Source organism: Bradyrhizobium shewense, assembly GCF_900094605.1.
Classification (GTDB): Bacteria; Pseudomonadota; Alphaproteobacteria; order Rhizobiales; family Xanthobacteraceae; genus Bradyrhizobium; species Bradyrhizobium shewense.
Map to the genome: position 1 here is coordinate 228,364 of NZ_FMAI01000001.1, position 20,336 is coordinate 248,699.

Sequence of the window (20,336 nt, forward strand, 5' to 3'; positions counted from 1 at the left end):
AATCGCTTCTGTATTGGTTTCAACGTGTGGACGATCGGGCCGCCATGGCAATGGCATCGGCGGCCCGCGTCATCTCCGGTCCGAGATAAAGGCGGAAGCGCTGCTCGGCGACCAGGGAGCGGAAATCCGCCATGCGCGTCACCCCGCCGCCGGCTACGAACAGGAATTGGCCGGCGATCTCCGCCAAGATGTCCAGGTGCCAGCTCGCGGTCGGATGCATACAGAGAATGACCAGCCTGCCCTCGTCCCGCAGCTTGCGGAAAAAATCGAGCATGAAGCCGATATAGCCATCCTGCAGGTTGAACTGCGGCTCGTCGAACAGGTGCACCAGCGGTGTCCGGGTCGGCGATGGCGCCAGGAAGGCCGACGGGATCCGCTTGCGAAAGCGCCGGACCTGGTAGGACTGGTGATAGTGGATCGCCAGCCGGTCGCGCTCGCGGTATTTGACGCCGTGGATATCGGTGCCGGCGACTAGCACGCGGCCTGAGGTGGGCGCATTGGAACCGGTCATCATCTCGAACAGCGTGGTCTTGCCGGCTCCGTTCGGCCCCACGACGCCGACGATGCCGGGTTCCTCCAGCGACAGATTTGCTTCAAGCGTGAAGGTGGGGCGTCGGATGACGCGGCCTCTGGTGTAGACCTTGCGGATATCATCGAGAACGAGCAGCGGCGCGGACACTCTATTGCACTCCCAGCAAGCGCTGACGAAGCCCGCGATCGTCGCGGAGCGTGGCGGCCTCCCCGGTCCAGACGATCCGGCCGCGGTCGATCACCGCGGCATGGTCGGCGACCGACAGCGCGATCTCGGCATTCTGCTCGACCACCAGCGAGGCAATGCCCTCGTCCTTCATCCGCAGAATCGTCGCGAGCACGTCGCCAACGATCTTCGGCGCCAGCCCCTGGCTCGGCTCGTCAAACAGCACCAGCCCTGGCGAGCCGACCAGCGCGCGCGCGATCGCCACCATCTGCATCTCGCCGCCCGACAGATTCTCGCAGTCGCGCTCCATCAGATATTCGAGCGGCGAGAAGATCGCAGCGGCCTCCTTGACGGACCAGTTGCGGAAGCGCGTGCGCTTCTGCGCGATCGACAGATTGCGCGCCACTGACAGGGTCGGGCACAGTCGCCGGTCGTCGGGCACCCAGCCGATGCCGGCGCGCGCGATCTCGTGAGTCGGGTTGCGCGTGACGTCATGGCCGTCGAAGCGCACTGCGCCACGGCGCGGCCGCGTCAGCCCGAGGATCGAGCGCAGCATGGTGGTCTTGCCAGCGCCATTCGGCCCGAGCAGCGCAAAGACCTTTGCGTGCTCGATGGCGAGCGAGGCGCCGAACAGCGCCTGGGTCTCGCCGTAGAAAGTATCGACCCCGTCCACTTCGAGGATCATGCGAATTTCCCGAGATTGGAGCGCCGGACCCATTCATTCTGCTGCAATTCGTGCGGCGTGCCACGCGCCACCACCTGGCCCCAGTGGATGACGGAGATGCGGTCGGCGAGCGAGAACAGGAACTCCATGTCGTGCTCGATGGCGACGATGGTGAGCTTGCCCTTCAACCGTGCAACGAGAGCGGCCAGCCGCTGCACACCATCCGAGCCGAGGCCGGAGGTCGGTTCGTCCAGGCACAGCACCCGCGGCGCCTGTGCCAGCGCGACCGCGATCTCCAGCGCGCGTCGATCGCCATAGGAGAGATCCTTGGCGCGAATGTCGCCCTTGTCCGCAAGCCCCACCCCGGAGAGCGTTTCGGTCGCCTGATCGGTAAGCCGGCGGTCACCAGCCGCTGCGCGCGCTATGTCAAGGCCGCGCGCGCGAAACGCCGGCAAGCCCATCATGACGTTGTCGCGCGCTGAAAATTCGTCGAACAGCGTCATGATCTGGAACGAGCGGGCGATGCCCTTGGCAGCGATGCGATGCGGGCTCAAGCCCGTGACGTCCTCGCCACCGAGCCGGATCGAACCGCGGCTCGGTTTCACCCGGCCGGTGAGGACGTTGAAAAACGTGGTCTTGCCGGCACCGTTCGGCCCCATCACACCGTGGAACTCGCCCTCGCCGACCGCGAGATCGACGCTCTCCAGCACCACGCGGTCGCCGAAGCGGACATGTACGCCCGCGGCCTCGATCATGCTCATCGCCCACCCCCGACTAGCAACCGCATCGCGGACGTACCGCGCCGCCTCAGAGCGTTGATGGAATGTTGTTGCACGGCGGCCGAGAGCGCGCCTGCGATGCCCTCGGGACGGAACAGCACGATCGCCATGAACAGAAGACCGAAATAGAGCATCCAGGCATTGGTCAGCGCGCCGATCACGTCGCGGGCCGTGAGGAAGAGAAACACGCCGATCACGGGACCCCAGAAGCTGACGAGCCCGCCGCCGACCAGCGTCATCATCACGACGTAGCCGGATTGATGCAAGCTCATGACATCGGGAAATGCGGCAAGCTGCGCCATCGCGAACAGGCCGCCGGAAAAGCCTGATAGCGCGGCCGAGAGGGTGAAGACCGAGGCCTTGTAGAGCCACACATTATAGCCCAGATGCGCTGCGCGAACCTCGCTCTGCCTGATGGCTGCGACCACGCGGCCGTAGGGCGAATGTACCAGCCGCCACAATATGGCAGTGCCGACCGCGAAGACCGCAAGCACGAAATAGTAGAACGCGACATTGTCGGTGAGATCGAACGACACCAGGCCGAAATCCGCCGGCAGCCGGCTGATCTTGAGAAGCCCGTCTTCCCCGCCGGTGACGCTGTGAGACTTGATCGCAAGCGTCCAGAAGATCTGACCGAAGGCGATCGTCATGAAGGCGTAATAGATGCCGCGCCGGTGCGAGATGAACAGCGCCACCAGCGCGCCGGCAATCCCAGCGACCACGGCTGCAGCAGCAAGACAAACCCAGAGATTAGCGACGATATCGAACTGGCAGAGTCCGAACGCATAGGCACCGATGCCGAAATAGGCCCCATGTCCGAACGACGGCAGCCCGGCCGTACCCAGCACCAGGTTGAAGGCCAGCGCATAGAGCGACCAGATCAGGATCTCGATCCCGAGATAGGGATAAAGACCAATTCGCGTGATCCAGAGCGGCACCGTCGCCAGCACCAGCCAGAGCACCAGCATCGTCGGCGTGACCAGACGCGCAGCGTCGGATGAGGTCGTCGAATTCGCCATCATTCCCTAGACCTCGAGCACGCTCTTCTTGCCCCAGAGGCCGCGCGCGCGGAACGTCACGACGGCAACGAGCAGGATATACATGGATAGCAGCGACCATTCGGACGCATAGGCACCGGCGAGTCCGACGCAGAGCCCGACCAGGAGGCCGGCAACGACCGCGCCCCAAAAGCTTCCGACCCCGCCGAGCACGATCACGAGGAACGCGGGGATGACGGCGTCCACGCCCATATGCGGTCGGATGCCCCAGATCGGGGCGACGATGATGCCGGCGATCGCCGCAAGCATGGTGCCGAACACGAACACCAGGAGCCGCAGCCGCGACAGATTGATGCCGAGCGCGCGCACGATCTCGCTGTCATGGGCTCCCGCCTTCACCGTCGCGCCGAACGAGGTCTTTTCGATCAGGACCCAGACCAGGGCGATGATCCCGGCCGCGATGCCGGCTGCGTAGAAGCGATAGCTCGACCAGATCAGGTCGCCGAACAGGAAGCCGCCATTGATGGCTGATGGCACCTGCAGCACATAGTCGCGCGTGCCCCAGACCAGGCGGATCAATTCCTCGATCACCATCGCCGCGCCAAAGGTCAGCAACAGGCCGTAGAGCGGGTCCTTTCCGTAGGTCCGTCGCATGCAGAACTCGATCAACATGCCGATAAGGCCGACGATGACGGGCGCGATGACGAGGGTTGCCGCGTAGCGCCAGCCGAGCGGCAGCGCGAGCCACAACTTTGCAAGATCAGCCGGTAAGGGCGGGCGAGGCCCCGTGAGCTGCATGGCGACATAAGCGCCGAGCGCAAACAGCGAGCCGTGCGCGAGATTGATCTGCTCCATCAGCCCAACGATGAGCATGAATCCGAGCGCGATCAGCGCGAACAAGAGGCCAAGCGTCAGGCCGTTCAAAAGATGCGGAAGAAGGTCGAACAAGGTCTCGTCTCGCAACTGTCTTTCCAGGGCCGGGGCGCGGATGGCGCCGCGCTGGCGGCGCCATCGTTCTGCGACTAGACGACCCGTCCTCAGGAATCGACGGTCGGCACCTGCTCATAGGGCGTGAGCTTGCACTTGGTGGGCGCGGCGTCATCGGCGGCCGATTTCGGTTCCGTCCAGCTGATGATTTCGAACAGATCGGTGTTGTCCGCCGGCTTGGCGTTGCGCCGCGCCAGATAGATCGTCTGCTGCATCTGATGCGTCACCGGATCCATGTATGCATCGAAATGCTGCATTCGGTCGGTCGCGGAGACTTTCAGGTTCTCGAGCTCTTTGATGATCTTGACGTTGTTGGTCGACCCTGCCCGCTCGATCGCCCGGAGCAGTTCGCGCGTCGACATATATCCGTTGTAGGAGACGTTCCCCGGCACCGGGATCGGACCGTCCTTGTTGGCAGCCTGCCACTTCTTCACGAACTCGGCGACGCCAGGCAGTTGCAGCTTGTGATACCAGGTGGTGCCGAACACGCCGAACAGGCTGTCGGGCGCACCCCAAACGTCGGGCCAGTCCTGCTGGTTGTTGATCCAGGCGGGCTTGCCGTCGAGCTTGAGCTGCGCGACCTGCTCGCGGAGCGCCTTGATGTCGTCACCGCCAATCGCGGTCGCGACCACGTCGGGTTTTGCTTGCTGGATCTTCAGGAGATACGCGGTGAAGTCGCGCGTGTTCTGCGGCACCAGGAGATTGTCGATGATCCTGCCGCCGGCAGCCTCGACCTGCGCCTTGGTCGCGGCAGACGTCGTGTGTCCCCAGACATAGTCGTTGGTCAGCAACATCCAGTTCTTGCCGATGGAATCGACCGAGTTCTTGACCGATGCCTTGGAGAAATTGGTGCCGTTTCCGTCCCAGACGAATTTCACGCGCGAGCAGTTCTCCCCGGCCTCGCTTGGCGCGGAGGAATTGGTGTTCATGTAGATGACGCCGTATTTGCTGGCGACCTGGGTGATGGCATTGGCAACCCCGGAATGCAGCGCGCCAACCAGGATCGTGCAGTCCTCGCGGGTGATGAAGCGCTCGGCGACGCGGCTGCCGGTCGCCGGCGTCGTCTCAGTGTCCGCGGTGATGAATGTCACCTGTCTCCCGAGCACGCCGCCTTTGGCGTTGAACTCGTCGATTGCCATCTTGATGCCGCGGAAATCATCCTGGCCGCTGTTGCCATATTGACCGCTGGCATCGCATGTCAGGCCGAGCTTGATCGGCTTTGCTCCCTGCGCCCAGGCATGGTTCTCCCGCCACGGCCCGAAGAAGCTGCCGGTGCCGCCGATGACGCTCGCCATCAAGCTGCCCTTCAAAACGCTTCGCCGTGAGATCTGACGCCCTCTCATCGTTTCCTCCCGTCTTGGATGTTTTTGCTTTTCTTTTGCGCTTAGAATATTAATTCCATTATAGAAGTAAAGTAGAATATTTGATCCAAATGGTGAAATGCCGTTAAACAGGTGGCCGATCCGGAGACCCGACTCGATGAACAAGGCCCAGGGCGTGATGAGTTATGACGAGCTGCGCGGCGCGATTGCGCAGCGGCACCGCGCCCTGTCGGGCCGACTCCAGCAGATCGCGGAATTCGTGCTCGATCATCCGACCGATGTCGCACTCGGCACCGTGGCGGAGGTCGCACAGCGCTCAGGCGTGCCACCCTCGGCGATCGTCCGCTTCGCCCATGCGCTCGGGTTTGGGGGCTTCACCGAAATGCAGCAGGTGTTCCGCTCCCGCCTCGTCGCCGGCGTCGCGCCAAGCTACAAGGCTCGGCTCGCCCGCATGAAGAGCGAGGAGAAATCGGTGCTCGGCCGCCAGCCAGCCGCAGTGCTTTCGCGTTTCGTCTCGGAGGCGCAATCGGCGCTGGTGACGCTGAGCCAGTCCGTTCACACGCGCGAGCTCGAGGCGGCGACCGCGATCCTTGCGAAAGCGCGCGACATCTATCTGCTCGGCCTCGGCGGCTCATTTCCGGTCGCGATACATCTCGCCTACGTTTTGCGCAAGCTCGGACGCCGCGTTGTGCTGCTCGACGGTGTCGGCGGCAGCATTCATGAGCAGTCGCACGCGGCCACCGCGGATGATGCGCTGGTCGCGATCAGCTTCCGAAACTACTATCCCGACACGGCACGGCTGTTCCCCGAGCTCGTCGCGCGGGGCGTGCCCACGATATCGATAACCGACAGCCTGCTGAGCCCGATCGTCGAGGGCGCAAGCGTCATCTTCGAGATCCAGGACATGCCCGAGCCGGCGCTGCGCACGCTGGTGGCGCCGATGTGCCTGGTGCAGGCGCTGGCGATCGGCCTCGACCTTGCGGCGGACTGACATTTCATAACAAGGGGAAGATCATGGCATCGCATGACGGAACGAAGGTCTTGGCTGGTCAGGTCGCGTTGGTGACGGGCGCCGGACGCGGGCTCGGCCGCGCCTTTGCAGAGAAGCTTGCCGCGCTCGGCGCCGACGTCGCCATCCACGGCATGCGCGAGAACGGGCCGGCAGAATATGGCGAGGGCACCACGCTGACCGCGGTGGCCGCGGAAATCGGCAAGGACTATGGCGTCCGCAGCCAACGCGTGCTTGGCGATCTCACGGAGGGAGAGGACATCGCGCGCGTGATCGCCGAGGCGGAAAGCTCTCTCGGTCCGATCGATATCCTCGTGCACAATGCCGGTGGCGACATCGCGGCTGCCGGCGGCAAGCCCGATCCGAACGACGCCGTGAACATCAGGGAGGCCGACGTGCGCGCCGTGCTGGAGCGCAACCTGCTTTCGACGATTCTGACCTGCCAGGCGGTCGCGAAGGGCATGATGGAGCGGCGGCGCGGCCGTATTGTCACGCTCGGCTCGGTCGCCGCTTTCAAGGGGCGCACTCACGGCTCGATTTATGCGGTGGCGAAGGCCGGCGTGACGCATTACACGCGTTGCCTCGCCGACCAGCTCCGCGCCTACGACATCGCCGTCAACTGCATCGCGCCCGGTGACACCCGCACCGGCCGATTTCTCGGCACCCGCGCAGTCGATCCGAGCCGGATGGTCGAGACCGGCACGCTCGACCGCATCGCGACCGTCGACGAGGTCGCCCGGGTCGTCGAATTCTTCGCCGGCCCCATGGGCGCCTTCGTCTCGGGTCAGGTGCTGCGCATCGACGGTGGCGGACAGGCATGGCCGGCGTGAGCTCCGGTGTGCATGCTTCAGGGTGCATGTCGCGGCTTAACACAGCGGTACAACGAAGTTGTACTGGCCCTTTCCGCCCTACGGCCCCGCCTTCCCCTTGCGCGCGGCGATCTGCTGGAGCGCCCAGCGCGCGTTCTTGCGCACGTCAGGATCGGGATCGTTGGCGATCACCACGAGGTATGCCTCGCCTTCGGGAGCGGCGATCTCGCCGAGCGCGGCAGCCGCCTCCTTCCGCAAATTCGCCTGCTCATGGTTGATGCAGTTACCGATCGGACGAAGGGCGCGCTCGACCTTCATCTTGCCGAGGCTGCGGATCGCCTTGAGCCGAACCTGCCAAAACTCGTCGGCAAGTGAGACGATAAGCTGATCGGCGGCGAGCGAACCGTTGACGTTGAGCGCGAGCGTCTCGGCTGCCATCTCCCGGACCATCCAGTCGGCATCCCTGAGTGCGCGGGTGATCGTCTCGGCCGCCGGCTTCATCTGGGAGAAGGCGAGCGCGCTCACCGCGGCGCGGCGCACATGGGCGTCGGGATCATGGATCAGCGCGGTGAGCGCCGGGATCGACTCTTCGAGCTTCAGGAAACCGATGACGCCGATCGCCTGCACGCGGACGGCGGCGTCACCATCCTGGAGCGCTTCCAGCGCAGGCTTCAGCGTGTCCTTGCGGCGCAACTCCTTGAGCGCGCGCAGCGCGCCCATGCGGACGAAGGCGTGGGCGTGCTTGACCAGCGGCAGGATGATTTCGGCGCAAGCGGGGTCCTTGAATTCGGCCAAACTGTCGGCTGCGGCCGACGCCACGATTCGCTCCGGATCGACGAGCAGCTTGACGAGTGCATTCGCCGCTTCCCGCCCGTCGAACTCGCCGAGCGCCATCGCGACCTGCTGGCGTACGCCCGCGTCGGGATCTGACACCATGTTGGCGAGATGCGCGACCGCGGCCGGATCGCCGGAATGGCCGAGCGCAATGATGGCGACGCGCCGCTCGGCTGGATCTGCGGCTTGCAACCGCTCGTCGGCGTCTTCGAGATCGTCATAAGATTCGAACGGGCTCGACATGACTACCTCAAGAGATAGGGAATGTTCACGGTGACGGCGCCGGTCGGGCAATCGGCCTCGCAGGGCATGCAGTACCAGCACTCGTCATAGGCCATGTAGGCCTTATTGGTCATGTCGCTGATGCGGAGCACGTCGAGCGGGCAGACGTCGACGCAGACGGTGCAGCCCTTGTCGGCGATGCATTTGGCGTCGTCGACGACCACCGGGACCGACGTCTGATAGGACGCGAGAGGCATCGTAGATCTCCTGTTGCTTGTCGTTGGCGATGGATCAGGCGGTCGCGCGGATACGCTGCTTGTCGTAGAGGTCCTTCTCGTCGTCCGCGATCGGGACGACATAGGGCTCGACCGCGCGCTTCTCACTGGTCATCCTGCCGTTCTGTTTGCTCAGCAGGGTGTGGCAGAACCAGTTCTCGTTGTCCTTCTCCGGGAAATCCGTGCGCCAGTGATAGAGGCCCCAGCGGCTCTCCTCGCGATACAAAGAGGCATGTACCGCCATGTCGGCGCAGTCCATGATCGACTGCACTTCAAGCGCGCGGAGCAGCTCGTGTGCGTTACGTGCGATCATATGCTCCTGCATGTCTTGCCGCGCCTCGGCGAGGCGGCGCATGCCGAGCTCGTATTTGCGCGTGACCTTCGGCGGCTGGAGATAATCGTTGACGAGGCGCCGCGTCTTGTACTCGACCTGGTTCGGCGGAATGCCGTCCTCGCGCCTGGTCGGCGCCATCACGCGGTCGCGCTCCCTGGCCACGTCGGCGGCATCGAACTCCGCGAAGTCGTGGTTGTCGGCGAACTCCATCGCGTCGATGCCGGCCACCGCGCCGTTGGTGAAGGCGCCGAGCATGTAATTGTGCGGCACGCTCGCCATGTCGCCGGCGGCGTAGAGGCCGGGCACGGTGGTGCGCGCATTGTCGTCGACGAACACGCCGGAGGCGCTATGGCCGGAGCAGAAGCCTATCTCGGAGATGTGCATCTCGATCGAATCGTTGCGGTAATCGACCCCGCGTCCCTGCTGGAACAGGCCACGCGTCGGCCGCTCCACCTTGTGCAGCGTTGATTCGATTTCCGAGATCGTATCCGGGTGGAGATGCTTGAGCTGGAGGAACACCGGGCCCTTACCCGACAGCAGCTCGTTGTAGAATTCGAGCATCATCTGTCCGGACCAGTAGTCACATTCGATAAAGCGCGATCCCTCGTTGTTGGCGGTAAAGGCGCCGAAGGGACCGGCGACATAGGCGCAGGCGGGACCGTTGTAATCCTTGATCAGCGGATTGATCTGGTAGCATTCGAGGTTCGCAAGCGCGGCGCCGGCGTGATAGGCCATCGAATAGCCATCGCCGGAATTGGCAGCATTCTCGTAGGTTCCGAACATGTAGCCGGAGGTCGGCAGACCCAGGCGGCCGGCCGCGCCCATGCACAGGATGACGGCCTTGGCTTTGATCACCAGCATCTCTGCGGTACGCGTATTGACGCTGACCGCGCCAGCGATGCGCCCATCTGCCGACTTGAGCAGACGCGTCGCCATGTAGCGATTGGAGATCAGGATGCGGGCGCGCCGGAGCTGGCGGTAGAGCGCCTTCTTCACGGTCTCGCCGTTCGGCATCGGCAGCACGTAGGTGCCGATATGATGCACCTTCTTGACGGCGTAGTCGCCGTTCTCGTTCTTCAGGAAGCGGATGCCGAAGCTGTCGAGTTCTTCGATGATGCCGTAGCAGTTCTGCGCGTACTTATAGACCGCCTTCTGGTCGACGATGCCGTCATTGGCGATGGTGATTTCCTTGGTGTACTGCTCCGGTGTCGCATAGCCGGGGATGACGGCGTTATTCAAGCCGTCCATGCCCATCGAGATCGCGCCGGAGCGCTTGACGTTGGCCTTTTCGAGCAGGACGACATTGGCCTTCGGATTCTTCAGCTTCGCCTTCAGCGCAGCCATCGGGCCGGCCGTGCCGCCGCCGATGACCAGCGCATCGCAGGAAACCTCCGAAAGTCCGTCGACGATCTGATCTAGTGCCATCGCTTGCTCCTGGTTCGCCGGCATCTCCGGCGCCTTTGCATCAGATTTGTTCAGAGGGCGTCGCGGCGATAGCAATTAGTTGTCGCCGGAACGCGATTTGCGCCTCAGCGCTCGACGAAGGCTTTCTCGATCACGAAATGGCCGGGCTGGCTGTGGTTTCCTTCGACGAAGCCGTGCGCAGAGAACATCGCGGGGAGCTCCTCCAGCATCGCCGGGCTGCCGCAGAGCATGATGCGGTCGGTCTCGATATCGAGGCTGCCCTGCCCGATATCGTCGAAGAGCTGGCCCGAGGCGATCAGATCGGTGATGCGGCCACGATTCCTGAACGGCTCGCGGGTGACGGTCGGATAGTAGACGAGCTTGTCGCGGATCAGCGGTCCGAAGAACTCGTGATTGCGGAGGCCTTCGACCACGTGCTCGCCATAGGCGAGCTCAGAGACTTGGCGGCAGCCATGGGCGAGCACGATCGTCTCGTAGTTCTCGTAGACGTCGGGGTCCTTGATCAGGCTGGCGAACGGCGCGAGCCCCGTGCCGGTCGAAAGCAGCAGGAGGCGCTTTCCCGGAATGAGGTTGCCGGTGATCAACGTCCCCGTCGCCTTGCGGCCGACCAGGATGATGTCGCCTTCGCTGATCTTCTGGAGGCGCGAGGTCAGCGGACCGTCCTGCACCTTGATCGAGAAGAACTCGAGCGCTTCCTCGTGATTGGCACTCGCCATGCTGTAGGCCCGCATCAAGGGCTTGCCCTCGACCTCCAGCCCGATCATGGCGAACTGGCCGTTCTGGAAGCGAAAGCCGGGATCGCGCGTCGCGGTGAAGCTGAACAGGGACTCGGTCCAGTGCCGGACCGACAAAACCGTCTCTTTCTGAAATGCGCTCATCCTCGTCTCCGTGCCTCGATCGCGCACAAGGTTTCGGAGAGACGGGAATCTGGCAACGCGGAAGTGAAATTCCCGGTCGATTAGTTTCACATTTCGCGGGCGATGATCGGAGAGCAGCCGGCGTTTGGCAACTAGTTGCTATTCGCACTCGTCTGCGACGCCGTAGAAGAGGGTCGGAGATACGTCATGACCATGACCTTGGTAGTACCGACCGTGGCCGACTACGAAGCGAGCGCCGATCTGGCGACGCTCCTCGTCCGCACCACGCTGGACGACGCGCTGAGCGTCCCCGCCGAAAAACTTCGCCTCTCCTGCAAATGCGCCCACTGCACCCGCGCCCGCTTCGACGGCCGTTTCCCTGAACACTTTCCCGGCATCGCCATCACCGAGATCGGCGATCTCGGCTATGGGCTGAACATCTCTTTCTCGGACGGACATAACAGGGGGATTTATCCCAAGCCGTATCTGCTGAGCTTGGCCGGGCGGTAGGTCTCGATCTCCCAACGCATATCGCAGTCATTCCCGGCGAAGGCGGGGAATCCAGTACGCTGCGGCCTCTCCGTATCCCACGGACGTCTCTGGAGTACTGGGTCGCCCGCCCCAGTGCGCAATTGCGCACAAGCCGGGCGACGACAGTTGAGTGAATCTGGCACGGACATTGCTCCTCTTTAGAACGATTTGAACGTTCCGGAGGCAGATGATGTTGCAGGCGGCGAATGCGGTTCGCGGGGCTGTTCCCCCGGCAGTCCGGCCTGCAGGCAGCTCCTCGCTGCTGCTCACCGAGAACCAGCAATGGATCGGCGGGCCCCCCCCGCTGATGGACAAGCTCTCCCCACGCGAGCGGGAGCTGGTGCTGAAGCAAGGCCGCCGAAAAGTGCTCAACCGCGGCCAGACGCTGTTCAGCCAGGGCGGCAAGCACGACGGCATCTGGCTGATCGAGAGCGGCCGTATCCGGGTGTTCTACAGCTCCCCGCTCGGACGCGAGATCACGCTCGCCTACTGGCATGTCGGCAATTTCGTCGGCGGGCCGGAAGTGTTCGAGGGCACCGTGCATCAATGGTCCGGTGTTGCGTCCAGCAATTGCAGCGTCGTGCATCTTCCCGGAAAGGAGCTGCGATCCCTTGCCGTCGAGATCCCGAACCTTGCGATCGGCCTGATCGAAGGCCTGACCTTCAAGGGCAAATGCTATTCGGCTCTCGCCCAGATGCTGGGAACGCGCTCGATCACGCAGCGCCTTGCGCATTTGCTGCTGCATCTCGTCGAACTCTATGGTGTTGAGGACGCCGATGGCAGGGTGATCGCGGCCGCCTTCACCCATGCCGACATTGCGCACATGGTCGGTGCCACTAGGCAATGGGTCACGATCAGCCTGAAGCGGATGCAGGAGAAGGGAATCGTGAAAACCAAGCGGTCACAGATCGTGGTCTGCCGGACGGACGTGCTGGAGGAGATGCGCGGCCACGCATCCGATTGACCGAATTTGCGACCACCGCCCGTGCTCAGGCAAGCGGCTTTATAGTGCAGGACTGCTCAAGGAGTATGCAATCAGCTTTTCCCGGCAACTAATCGACTGCAGCGCTCATTCCGGATTTGCCCTGACCGGGCCCTCACCCAATCATGGCAACCACAGCACATCCAACCGAATGAGGATGAGAATGGTCCGCCGTCTTTCCACGCTCTCGATCGCGACGTCGGTGACGTCGCTGGCCCTTCTGGTCGCGCAGCCGGCCTCGGCGGAAACCGTCACGCTTGGCATCGGAACGCAGGATACGACAACCAACACGGTAACCGCCGGCGTCGTCATCCGCCAATTGCACCTGCTCGAGAAATACCTGCCGAAAGACGGCAAATACAGCAACATCAAGTTCGAGCTGGAGTGGCAGAACTTCACCTCCGGCCCGCCCGTCACCAACGCGATGATGGCGAACAAGCTGCAGATCGGCATGATGGGCGACTATCCGCTGATCGTGAACGGCTTCACCTTCGAAAGTAACCCCGAAAGCAAGAGCCGGCTGATCGGTATCGCCGCCTACAGCCTGTCCGGCTCCGGCAACGGCATCGTCGTTCACAAGGACTCGCCCTATTACGATCTCGCCGATCTCAAGGGCAAGCTTGTCAGTGTACCGTTCGGCTCCGCCGCCCATGGCATGGTGCTCAAGGCGATGCAGGACCGTGGCTACACGTCCGACTTCTTCCAGCTCGTCAGCCAGAGCCCGGAGGTCGGCTCGACCAATCTCCAGGAAAAGAAGATCGACGCGCATGCCGACTTCGTTCCCTTTGCCGAGCTGCTGCCGTTCCGCGGCTTCGCGCGGAAGATTTTTGACGGCGTCGAGACCAATGTCCCGACCTTCCACGGCATCGTGGTCCGCACCGATTTCGCCGATAAATATCCGGAGGTCGTCACCGCCTATCTGAAGGCGGTCATCGCCGCCAATCAGTGGCTGCGCGACGATCCCAAGCGCGCCGCGGAGAAGATCCAGGAATGGACCGGCATCAGCAAGGAAGTGGTGTACATCTTCCTGGGGCCCAGCGGCAACATGACCACCGATCCCACGGTCAAGCCGGCGTTGATCGACGCCGCCACCGCCGACGTCAAGGTTCTGCAAAATCTCGGCCGGATGAAGGAATTCGATCCGAAGAAATGGGTCGACGACGGCTATATCCGCAAAGCCCATGCCGAGATGAAGCTCGATTACGACGCGCAACTCGCGAGCACCAAGAATTACGAGATCGCCGGCGAAGACGCCTTCTGCAAGAAGCCGATCACCGATCCGCGCAAGGCCGGCGAGGTCTGGGTGGATGATGCCGGCATCATGCCGTTTGCGTCCGCGGCGTGCACCTTGGGCGCCTATGCCGACTTCAAGGCCAAGGGCAAGAAGATCAACGTCGCCTACGTCTTCGACACCACGCGCGGCATCAAGCTGTTCGCCGACCAGGCCTTCTTCGCCGTCGGCGATGGCGACGTCGCGCCGTTCCTGCTGAAGAAGGACGCCGAAGCCTATGCCGCCAAGATCGGCGGCAAGGTGCTGGGCTTCGACGACGCGGTGAAGGCGGCGGTGGGCGGAGGCAAGACGTGAGCAGCCCCGCCATCCTCAGACATCCCGAGGACAGCATGCCGGCAACAGCCATTGCAGAGACGGGCCCGGGGCCCGTCGCCACCCCGCCCTCGTTCGGCACGCTCGCGCTGCGCTGGTACCGACTGAACCGCAGCGGCCTGCGCGCGATCGCGATCGGCATCACCTCGCTGCTGGCATTCCTCCTGGTCTGGCACCTGCTCACGACCTATCGCGTCGTGTTCTTCGTGCGCTTCACCAATGTGCCCTCGCCGCTCGCGGTCTATGCCAGCTTCACCAAGGCGATCCACGATCCAAAATTCCTGATGCACATCCTCTTGAGCTGCCGGCGCATCCTCGTCGGCTTCTCCCTTGCAGCCATCGTCGGGGTGCCGCTCGGTCTCGTGATGGGTCGCTTCAAGCTCGTCCATGAGATCATCTTCCCGGTCGCCGAAGTGCTGCGACCGATCCCAGCAATCGCCTGGGTGCCGATGGCGATCATGCTGTGGCCGACCAACGAGCAGAGCATCGTCTACATCACCTTCCTCGGCTCGTTCTTCCCGATCCTGGTGAATACACTTCACGGCATGACGCTGGTCGATCCCGTGCTGGTGCGCGCAGCACAGTGCCTCGGCGCACGGGAGCGCTCGATCTTCCGGGAGGTGTATTATCCGGCATCGCTGCCGCACATCTTCACCGGCCTCACGGTCGGCATGGGCGTAGCCTGGGTCTCGCTGATCGCGGCCGAGATGATCTCCGGCCAGTACGGCATCGGATACTTCACCTGGGAAGCCTATTCGCTGGTCCAGTACGCCGACATCGCGCTCGGCATGATCGCAATTGGCGTTCTCGGCCTGGGATCGAGCCTGCTGATCCGGGGCGCCGGACAATTGGTGATGCCGTGGAGAGCGAAATGAGCGAGATCCCCGCCAAGGCACCGCAAGGCCATATCGAAGTCAGGAGCTTCTCCCTCAGCTATGACAGCATCGAGGGACCGGTCCAGGCGGTCACCGATACGCAGATCCACGTGAAACCGGGCGAGTTCGTCTCGATCGTCGGGCCCTCCGGTTGCGGAAAATCGACGCTGCTCAATGCGGTCGCCGGCTTCCTCAAGCCGACCACCGGTATTGTCACCGTCGACGGCGAGCGTGTGGGCGGACCCAGCGCCGAGCGCGGCATGGTGTTCCAGCAATATTCGCTGTTCCCTTGGAAGACGGTGCGGGAGAACGTCGAGTTCGGACTGAAGATGCGCGGCATGCCGCGCTCGCAGCGTGAGCGCGCCGCCCGGACGCTGCTCGGGCTGGCGGGCCTGGAGGCCTTCGAGAAGCACTATCCGGAAAAGCTCTCCGGCGGCATGAAGCAGCGCGTCGGCATCGTCCGCGCGCTCGCGACGGGGCCGAAAGTGCTGCTACTGGATGAGCCCTTCGGTGCGCTCGACGCCCAGACCCGCGTCATCATGCAGCAGATTCTCACCAACATGTGGCAGCGACTGAAGATCTCGGTGCTGTTCGTCACCCATGATATCGACGAGGCGATCTTCCTGTCCGACCGGGTCTACTGCATGACCGCGCGCCCCGGCTCGATCAAGGCGGAGATCCCAATTCCGTTGGAGCGGCCGCGACAGCAATCCATGATGATGTCCTCGGAATTTTTGGCGCTGCGCCGAGGGCTGATGTCCCTGATCCGCGAGGAGAGCCTGAAGGCGATGGGCGGCGAGATCAACGACCTCGGCATGCGGGGATTGAACATCGAGCTGCACGGCCAATCTTTGGCCGAGGTACTTTAGGCGAAGCCCCCGGCACTGATCTAGATGCTGCGATAGCGCTCGATAGCTGAAAGATCCGGCACTGTTCCGAGCCCCGGGTCGTCACTCAGCTGAACCATGCCTTCACGCACGTCGACCAGGGAGCCGCAAAACAAGTCGCGCAACGGATTGTCGTTGGCGTCGACCTCCAGCCAGCCATCTCCTCCGATGCCGGCAAGCAGATGAGCCGAGGCAAGCAGTCCAATGCCGCCGCCGAGATAGTGCGGGCAAAACGTCTTGCGCGCGCCGAGAATGTCACGCGCCAGCTCGGCACAGACCGTAAGCCCGCCCCATTTCGCGATGTCCGGCTGAATTACACCGAGCACGTCCTCGGTCAACACCTGCCTGAAGCCTTGGGCGCTTGAAATGTTCTCGCCGGCGGCAATCGGCATGTCCGCGCTCGCGCGCAGTCTTTGCCATTCTTCGCGTGGCCGATCGGCGCGGATAGGCTCTTCCAGCCAGCGCAGATCGAACCCGCCAAGCCGCTCCAGCATCTGAAGCGCCTGTTCGACCGACCAGCCTTGATTGGCGTCCGCCGCTAGCATGCCCGCGCCGACGATCTGGCGCAGGGCCGCGAGATTGGCGAGGTCGATGTCGGCGCCGAATCCGACCTTCAACTTCAACGCGCGATGACCACGCTCCAGTGCGGCTTCGGCCGTCTGCGTGGCGCCGCCGGGATTGATGCCGCTGGCATAGACCTTGATTGTGCTACCGCGCCCGCCGAGCAGCCGCCAGAGCGGCAAGCGCCGACGGCGCGCCGAGAGGTCCCACAGTGCGAGATCGATGCCCGCGATCGCCTGCGCAAACGGACCGGGTTCACCGCATTGCAGCGCCAGCACTTCGGTGCCCCTCGTCAGGCTCTCGAAGGCTTGAGCCGGACCGTCGAACCTGCGCCCGACGAGACCGGGCGCGAGCACCTCATTCACGAGCCGTGCGCGATGCTCCGCACCCGGCGCGGGGAAATTCGACCAGGCCTCGCCCCATCCCTCGACGCCATCTTCATCGACGGCGCGAATGAAGACGGCGGGCCGGTTGAGCATCCGGCCGAACGACGTCACCACTGGCGTCGCCAACGGATAGCGATAGCAGAGCGCTTCTATCGAGCGGATGGTGAAGCTGTCAGACGTCATGTTGCGGATCCTGCGATCGGGATCGGACACCCGGAACGGCCACCAGCTCAGTACGCGCGCGCGAAGTCCCCTTCCCGCTTGATATCAGTGAATACGGGAAAGCGCGCCTTCCACGGCGTTCCCTTGGCCTTTGTCAACACGTTGAGCCGTTCGAGCACACCAAGGCCATCCTTGCGCAGGCTGGCGGAAACCGCCACGCGGTCCGGGAAATTCCTCAAGACGGCATCGAGCCAGATCGTGCGGCCCGCCAAAAACCCGCCCGCGCCCGCGGCATAGGCAAAGTCGAGTACCCGTTCGAATTTCTCCGGCGCAGCACCGCCGGAGAGCAGCACCCAGGGGATGCTGCGCGCGCGGCAGATGTCGCCGATCGCATCGAACTCTGCCTGTGCGACCTTCGCCTCGGCGCTGCCATCCCGGGCAGGCAGACTGTTGGCCGCCAGCGGGCTCTCCAGCTTCAGAAGGTCGACGCCATATTCCGGCTTGGCGAACTCGCGCACGCTCTCGATGACCAGACCTGGAAGTTTTCCGGGCGACTCCACGTAGTCGGCGGTGTGATTGGCGCTGCCGAGGAACGGATAGACCAACAGCTCCAGGACGTAGGGAATGTCGTGACGGGCGCAATCCTGCCCGATATCGCGAACGAACCGCTTCTGATGCTCGTTGACCGCAGCATCGGCGTCCGGCCGGTACCACGCCAGCACCTTGACGGCGTCGCCGCCCATGGCGCGGATCTTCTCAACGCTCCAGTCGGTGATCGCCCGCGACTTGCGTCCGCCCGAGGTCTCATCCACCCGGTGCTCTTCAAGGGTCATGATGAGACCGCAACGCGGCGGCAGAAGATCGATCGCCGCGGGCACCGCGAAATTCGGATCGAACAGCATCGAGCTGCAATGCGGCGCGAGGTTCTCCACGAGCAGACGCTTTGCTGCCGTCACGTCAGAGTATTCGACCTGGTCCCGCGCAATCCCCTTTGCTTTCGCAATAGCGTCAAACAGCGGCGGCCGCTGATCCAGCGCGACCATGCGAAAATGACCATCCGCGTCGGCCAAACGCGCCAGGCCGCGGTTCTTTCCAATCGTTCTCATGGCTTCGTCCTCATGAATGCAAGACACTCGTTGATGGTGGGGATTCCGTTGCGTCCGCCTGCGTGGCGGCATTTCATCGCGGCCGCCGCAGCCGAAATCGCCATCGCGTCGCGCACGTCGAGGCCGGCGCCGACCGCGAGGGCATAAGCGCCATGGAAGACGTCGCCGGCGCCGGTGGTGTCGACCACATCGACCGCGAAGGCCGCCTGTCGGTGCAGGCGGCCGTTCTCGAACCAGCTCACACCCTCGCCACCGCGCGTCACGGCGATGATGCGACACCCGAAGCGGGCGAGCGCTGCGAGGGTTTCATCCTTGGCCGAGCCGCCAAAAGCCGTGAGCGCGGGCTCGGAGAAGATTGCGTGGTCGGTCAGGGGCAACAGCCGCTCGAACACCTCGGCATCGGCCATGTCGCCGTCGAGCACCGTCGGGATCCCGCGCGCGCGGGCTTCGCGGAACAACGTTGCCGCCCCCTCGACCCAGCGCGGATCTGCCAGCACTGAGGATGCGCGGGCAACCGTCTCCAACGGCAGCCAGTCGGCTGCATCCGGATAGAGACCGCGGAAATTGACGATCTGCCGTTCGCCCGAGTTGTCGACGATGATCCCGGAGACCGACGAGCGGCCATCGGGAAACAGCCGGAAATTCTCGACATCGATGCCCTCGGCGCCGAAGGCAGACCGCATCTCCTGGCCGGCGGCATCATTGCCTGCCCGGCCCCAGAACGCGACCGCCGCGCCGAGCCTTGCAACCGTAACCGCGGCGTTGGCGGCCATGCCGCCGCCGAGGGTCCCGTAGCCGGCGGCCTTGATCTTCTCGCTCCTGCCCGCAAAGAGCCGGTCGACGCGCCAGATCTGGTCGAGCGCCGACAGCCCGAGGCAGATCACCTGCACGCGATCCGCCTTAGAAACGAGCTCTGCCAGCGCCGACGGATTTCCAATGTTCGCTGGCGAGCTCACCGCAAGACCCGCCCGTTTGCGGCGTCGAACAGATGCGTCCGGCTGGGTTGCGGGCGGAGGCTGAGGCGATCGCCGACCTTCGGTCGTAGCGACGGATCGACCCGCGCGATGGATGCCGCGCCGGCGAGATCGAAATGGATCAGCGTGTCCGAGCCGAGCGGCTCAACGAGCTTGACATTCACTGCAATGCCGTCGGCCGCATCGGTGGCAACGGCAAAATGTTCGGGACGAATGCCAAGCACAGCGCTGCCGGCCCGCCGCAGCCCGTTCGCCGTCTCCTCGCCCAGCGGCACCACCGTTCCGCCTTGCGAAAGGATCGCACGCTCCTGTCGCCATTCGACCGGAAAGAAATTCATGGCTGGCGAGCCGATGAAGCCGGCCACGAACTGGTTGGCCGGCCGCTCGTAGACCGCCTCAGGCGTATCGTATTGCTGGATGGTGCCGCTCTGGAGCACCACGATGCGGTCGGCCATGGTCATGGCCTCGATCTGGTCATGCGTCACGAAGACCATGGTGGTCTTGAGCTCCTGCGACAGCGCCTTGATCTCGGCGCGTACCTGCCCGCGCAGCTTGGCGTCAAGATTCGAGAGCGGCTCATCGAACAGGAAGGCTTTTGGATTGCGCACGATCGCACGCCCCATGGCGACGCGCTGGCGCTGGCCGCCGGAGAGCTCCTTCGGCTTGCGGTCGAGATACGGCTCGATGTGCAGCAACGCCGCCGCGCGCTTCACCCGCGCGTCGATCTCCGCCTTCGGCGTTCCCCGCAGTTCCAGCGCAAAGGACATGTTGTCGTAAACCCGCATGTGCGGATAGAGCGCGTAATCCTGGAACACCATCGCGATGTCGCGCTGCGCCGCCTGCACGCCGTTGACGCGCGTATCTCCGATGTAGAGGTCGCCGGAGGAAATCGGCTCGAGGCCTGCGATGATCCGGAGCAAGGTCGACTTGCCGCAACCGGACGGGCCAACGAAAACCACGAATTCGTGGTCCGCGATCTCAAGGTTGAGATCCGGGATCACAGTGAAATTGCCGTAGCGTTTGGTAAGGTTGCGGATCGAGATCGAGGCCATATCGC

General features: G+C 63.7%; 21 protein-coding genes. 7 read left to right on the top strand and 14 right to left on the bottom strand.

What is annotated here, in order from left to right:
- Window positions 1-19: 19 nt before the first annotated feature.
- From GA0061098_RS00955 to GA0061098_RS00980, 6 genes are all read right to left on the bottom strand, one after another.
- Window positions 20-679 (bottom strand): ATP-binding cassette domain-containing protein, encoded by a 660-nt coding sequence (locus GA0061098_RS00955; protein WP_091952475.1) that lies wholly within the window; start codon window positions 677-679, stop codon window positions 20-22.
- 1 nt (window position 680) lies between these two features.
- Entirely contained in the window at window positions 681-1,382 is a 702-nt protein-coding gene (locus GA0061098_RS00960; protein ID WP_091952476.1) for an ABC transporter ATP-binding protein, read from the bottom strand.
- Window positions 1,379-2,122, bottom strand: coding sequence for an ABC transporter ATP-binding protein (locus GA0061098_RS00965; RefSeq protein WP_091952477.1), 744 nt, complete (start codon window positions 2,120-2,122; stop codon window positions 1,379-1,381). The genes GA0061098_RS00960 and GA0061098_RS00965 overlap by 4 nt, the downstream gene beginning before the upstream one ends.
- Entirely contained in the window at window positions 2,119-3,162 is a 1,044-nt protein-coding gene (locus tag GA0061098_RS00970; protein ID WP_091952478.1) for a branched-chain amino acid ABC transporter permease, read from the bottom strand. The genes GA0061098_RS00965 and GA0061098_RS00970 overlap by 4 nt, the downstream gene beginning before the upstream one ends.
- Before the next feature lie 3 nt (window positions 3,163-3,165).
- Window positions 3,166-4,086, bottom strand: a complete 921-nt coding sequence (locus tag GA0061098_RS00975; protein ID WP_091953844.1) for a branched-chain amino acid ABC transporter permease — start codon at window positions 4,084-4,086, stop codon at window positions 3,166-3,168.
- Between the two features lie 89 nt (window positions 4,087-4,175).
- The gene (locus tag GA0061098_RS00980; RefSeq protein WP_091952479.1) at window positions 4,176-5,420 is read right to left on the bottom strand and encodes an ABC transporter substrate-binding protein; all 1,245 of its coding nucleotides are present in this window, start codon (window positions 5,418-5,420) and stop codon (window positions 4,176-4,178) included.
- 184 nt (window positions 5,421-5,604) lie between these two features.
- Here GA0061098_RS00980 and GA0061098_RS00985 point away from each other — a divergent pair, with 184 nt between their 5' ends.
- Both GA0061098_RS00985 and GA0061098_RS00990 read left to right on the top strand, forming a co-directional pair.
- Entirely contained in the window at window positions 5,605-6,438 is an 834-nt protein-coding gene (locus GA0061098_RS00985; protein ID WP_091952480.1) for a MurR/RpiR family transcriptional regulator, read from the top strand.
- Window positions 6,439-6,461: 23 nt separating this feature from the next.
- On the top strand, window positions 6,462-7,286 hold the full coding sequence (locus tag GA0061098_RS00990; protein ID WP_091952481.1) for an SDR family NAD(P)-dependent oxidoreductase: 825 nt from the start codon (window positions 6,462-6,464) through the stop codon (window positions 7,284-7,286).
- Between the two features lie 78 nt (window positions 7,287-7,364).
- Here GA0061098_RS00990 and GA0061098_RS00995 read toward each other — a convergent pair whose 3' ends face one another.
- The 4 genes from GA0061098_RS00995 to GA0061098_RS01010 form a co-directional block, all read right to left on the bottom strand.
- On the bottom strand, window positions 7,365-8,342 hold the full coding sequence (locus tag GA0061098_RS00995; protein WP_091952482.1) for a HEAT repeat domain-containing protein: 978 nt from the start codon (window positions 8,340-8,342) through the stop codon (window positions 7,365-7,367).
- 2 nt (window positions 8,343-8,344) lie between these two features.
- Complete coding sequence (locus tag GA0061098_RS01000; RefSeq protein WP_007593252.1) at window positions 8,345-8,578, bottom strand: 4Fe-4S dicluster domain-containing protein; 234 nt, start codon at window positions 8,576-8,578, stop codon at window positions 8,345-8,347.
- A gap of 34 nt (window positions 8,579-8,612) precedes the next feature.
- Complete coding sequence (locus GA0061098_RS01005; RefSeq protein WP_091953847.1) at window positions 8,613-10,355, bottom strand: fumarate reductase/succinate dehydrogenase flavoprotein subunit; 1,743 nt, start codon at window positions 10,353-10,355, stop codon at window positions 8,613-8,615.
- Window positions 10,356-10,459: 104 nt separating this feature from the next.
- Window positions 10,460-11,233, bottom strand: a complete 774-nt coding sequence (locus GA0061098_RS01010; protein WP_091952483.1) for a ferredoxin--NADP reductase — start codon at window positions 11,231-11,233, stop codon at window positions 10,460-10,462.
- 192 nt (window positions 11,234-11,425) lie between these two features.
- Between GA0061098_RS01010 and GA0061098_RS01015 the strand changes: the two genes are divergently transcribed.
- The 5 genes from GA0061098_RS01015 (at window position 11,426) to GA0061098_RS01035 (ending at window position 16,072) form a co-directional block, all read left to right on the top strand.
- The gene (locus GA0061098_RS01015; protein ID WP_165637140.1) at window positions 11,426-11,722 is read left to right on the top strand and encodes a gamma-butyrobetaine hydroxylase-like domain-containing protein; all 297 of its coding nucleotides are present in this window, start codon (window positions 11,426-11,428) and stop codon (window positions 11,720-11,722) included.
- Window positions 11,723-11,930: 208 nt separating this feature from the next.
- Window positions 11,931-12,707 carry a Crp/Fnr family transcriptional regulator gene (locus tag GA0061098_RS01020; RefSeq protein ID WP_091952487.1) on the top strand — a complete coding sequence of 259 codons (777 nt, stop codon included), beginning with the start codon at window positions 11,931-11,933 and terminating at the stop codon, window positions 12,705-12,707.
- Between the two features lie 181 nt (window positions 12,708-12,888).
- A complete protein-coding gene (locus GA0061098_RS01025) occupies window positions 12,889-14,310 on the top strand; it encodes an ABC transporter substrate-binding protein (protein WP_165637085.1) in 1,422 nt (473 codons plus the stop codon).
- Window positions 14,307-15,203 (top strand): ABC transporter permease, encoded by an 897-nt coding sequence (locus GA0061098_RS01030; RefSeq protein WP_091952491.1) that lies wholly within the window; start codon window positions 14,307-14,309, stop codon window positions 15,201-15,203. Before GA0061098_RS01025 ends, GA0061098_RS01030 begins: the two co-directional genes overlap by 4 nt.
- Window positions 15,200-16,072 carry an ABC transporter ATP-binding protein gene (locus tag GA0061098_RS01035; protein ID WP_165637086.1) on the top strand — a complete coding sequence of 291 codons (873 nt, stop codon included), beginning with the start codon at window positions 15,200-15,202 and terminating at the stop codon, window positions 16,070-16,072. The genes GA0061098_RS01030 and GA0061098_RS01035 overlap by 4 nt, the downstream gene beginning before the upstream one ends.
- A 20-nt stretch (window positions 16,073-16,092) precedes the next feature.
- Here the strand turns inward: GA0061098_RS01035 and GA0061098_RS01040 are convergent, their stop codons facing one another.
- The 4 genes from GA0061098_RS01040 to GA0061098_RS01055 all read right to left on the bottom strand — a co-directional run bounded on the left by GA0061098_RS01040 (window position 16,093) and on the right by GA0061098_RS01055 (window position 20,331).
- Window positions 16,093-17,220 (bottom strand): mandelate racemase/muconate lactonizing enzyme family protein, encoded by a 1,128-nt coding sequence (locus tag GA0061098_RS01040; RefSeq protein ID WP_091952496.1) that lies wholly within the window; start codon window positions 17,218-17,220, stop codon window positions 16,093-16,095.
- A 47-nt stretch (window positions 17,221-17,267) separates the two neighbouring features.
- Window positions 17,268-18,305, bottom strand: a complete 1,038-nt coding sequence (locus tag GA0061098_RS01045; protein ID WP_091952499.1) for a tagatose 1,6-diphosphate aldolase — start codon at window positions 18,303-18,305, stop codon at window positions 17,268-17,270.
- Entirely contained in the window at window positions 18,302-19,195 is an 894-nt protein-coding gene (locus tag GA0061098_RS01050; RefSeq protein ID WP_245323127.1) for a sugar kinase, read from the bottom strand. The genes GA0061098_RS01045 and GA0061098_RS01050 overlap by 4 nt, the downstream gene beginning before the upstream one ends.
- A 62-nt stretch (window positions 19,196-19,257) precedes the next feature.
- On the bottom strand, window positions 19,258-20,331 hold the full coding sequence (locus GA0061098_RS01055; RefSeq protein ID WP_091952505.1) for an ABC transporter ATP-binding protein: 1,074 nt from the start codon (window positions 20,329-20,331) through the stop codon (window positions 19,258-19,260).
- Window positions 20,332-20,336: the final 5 nt, after the last annotated feature.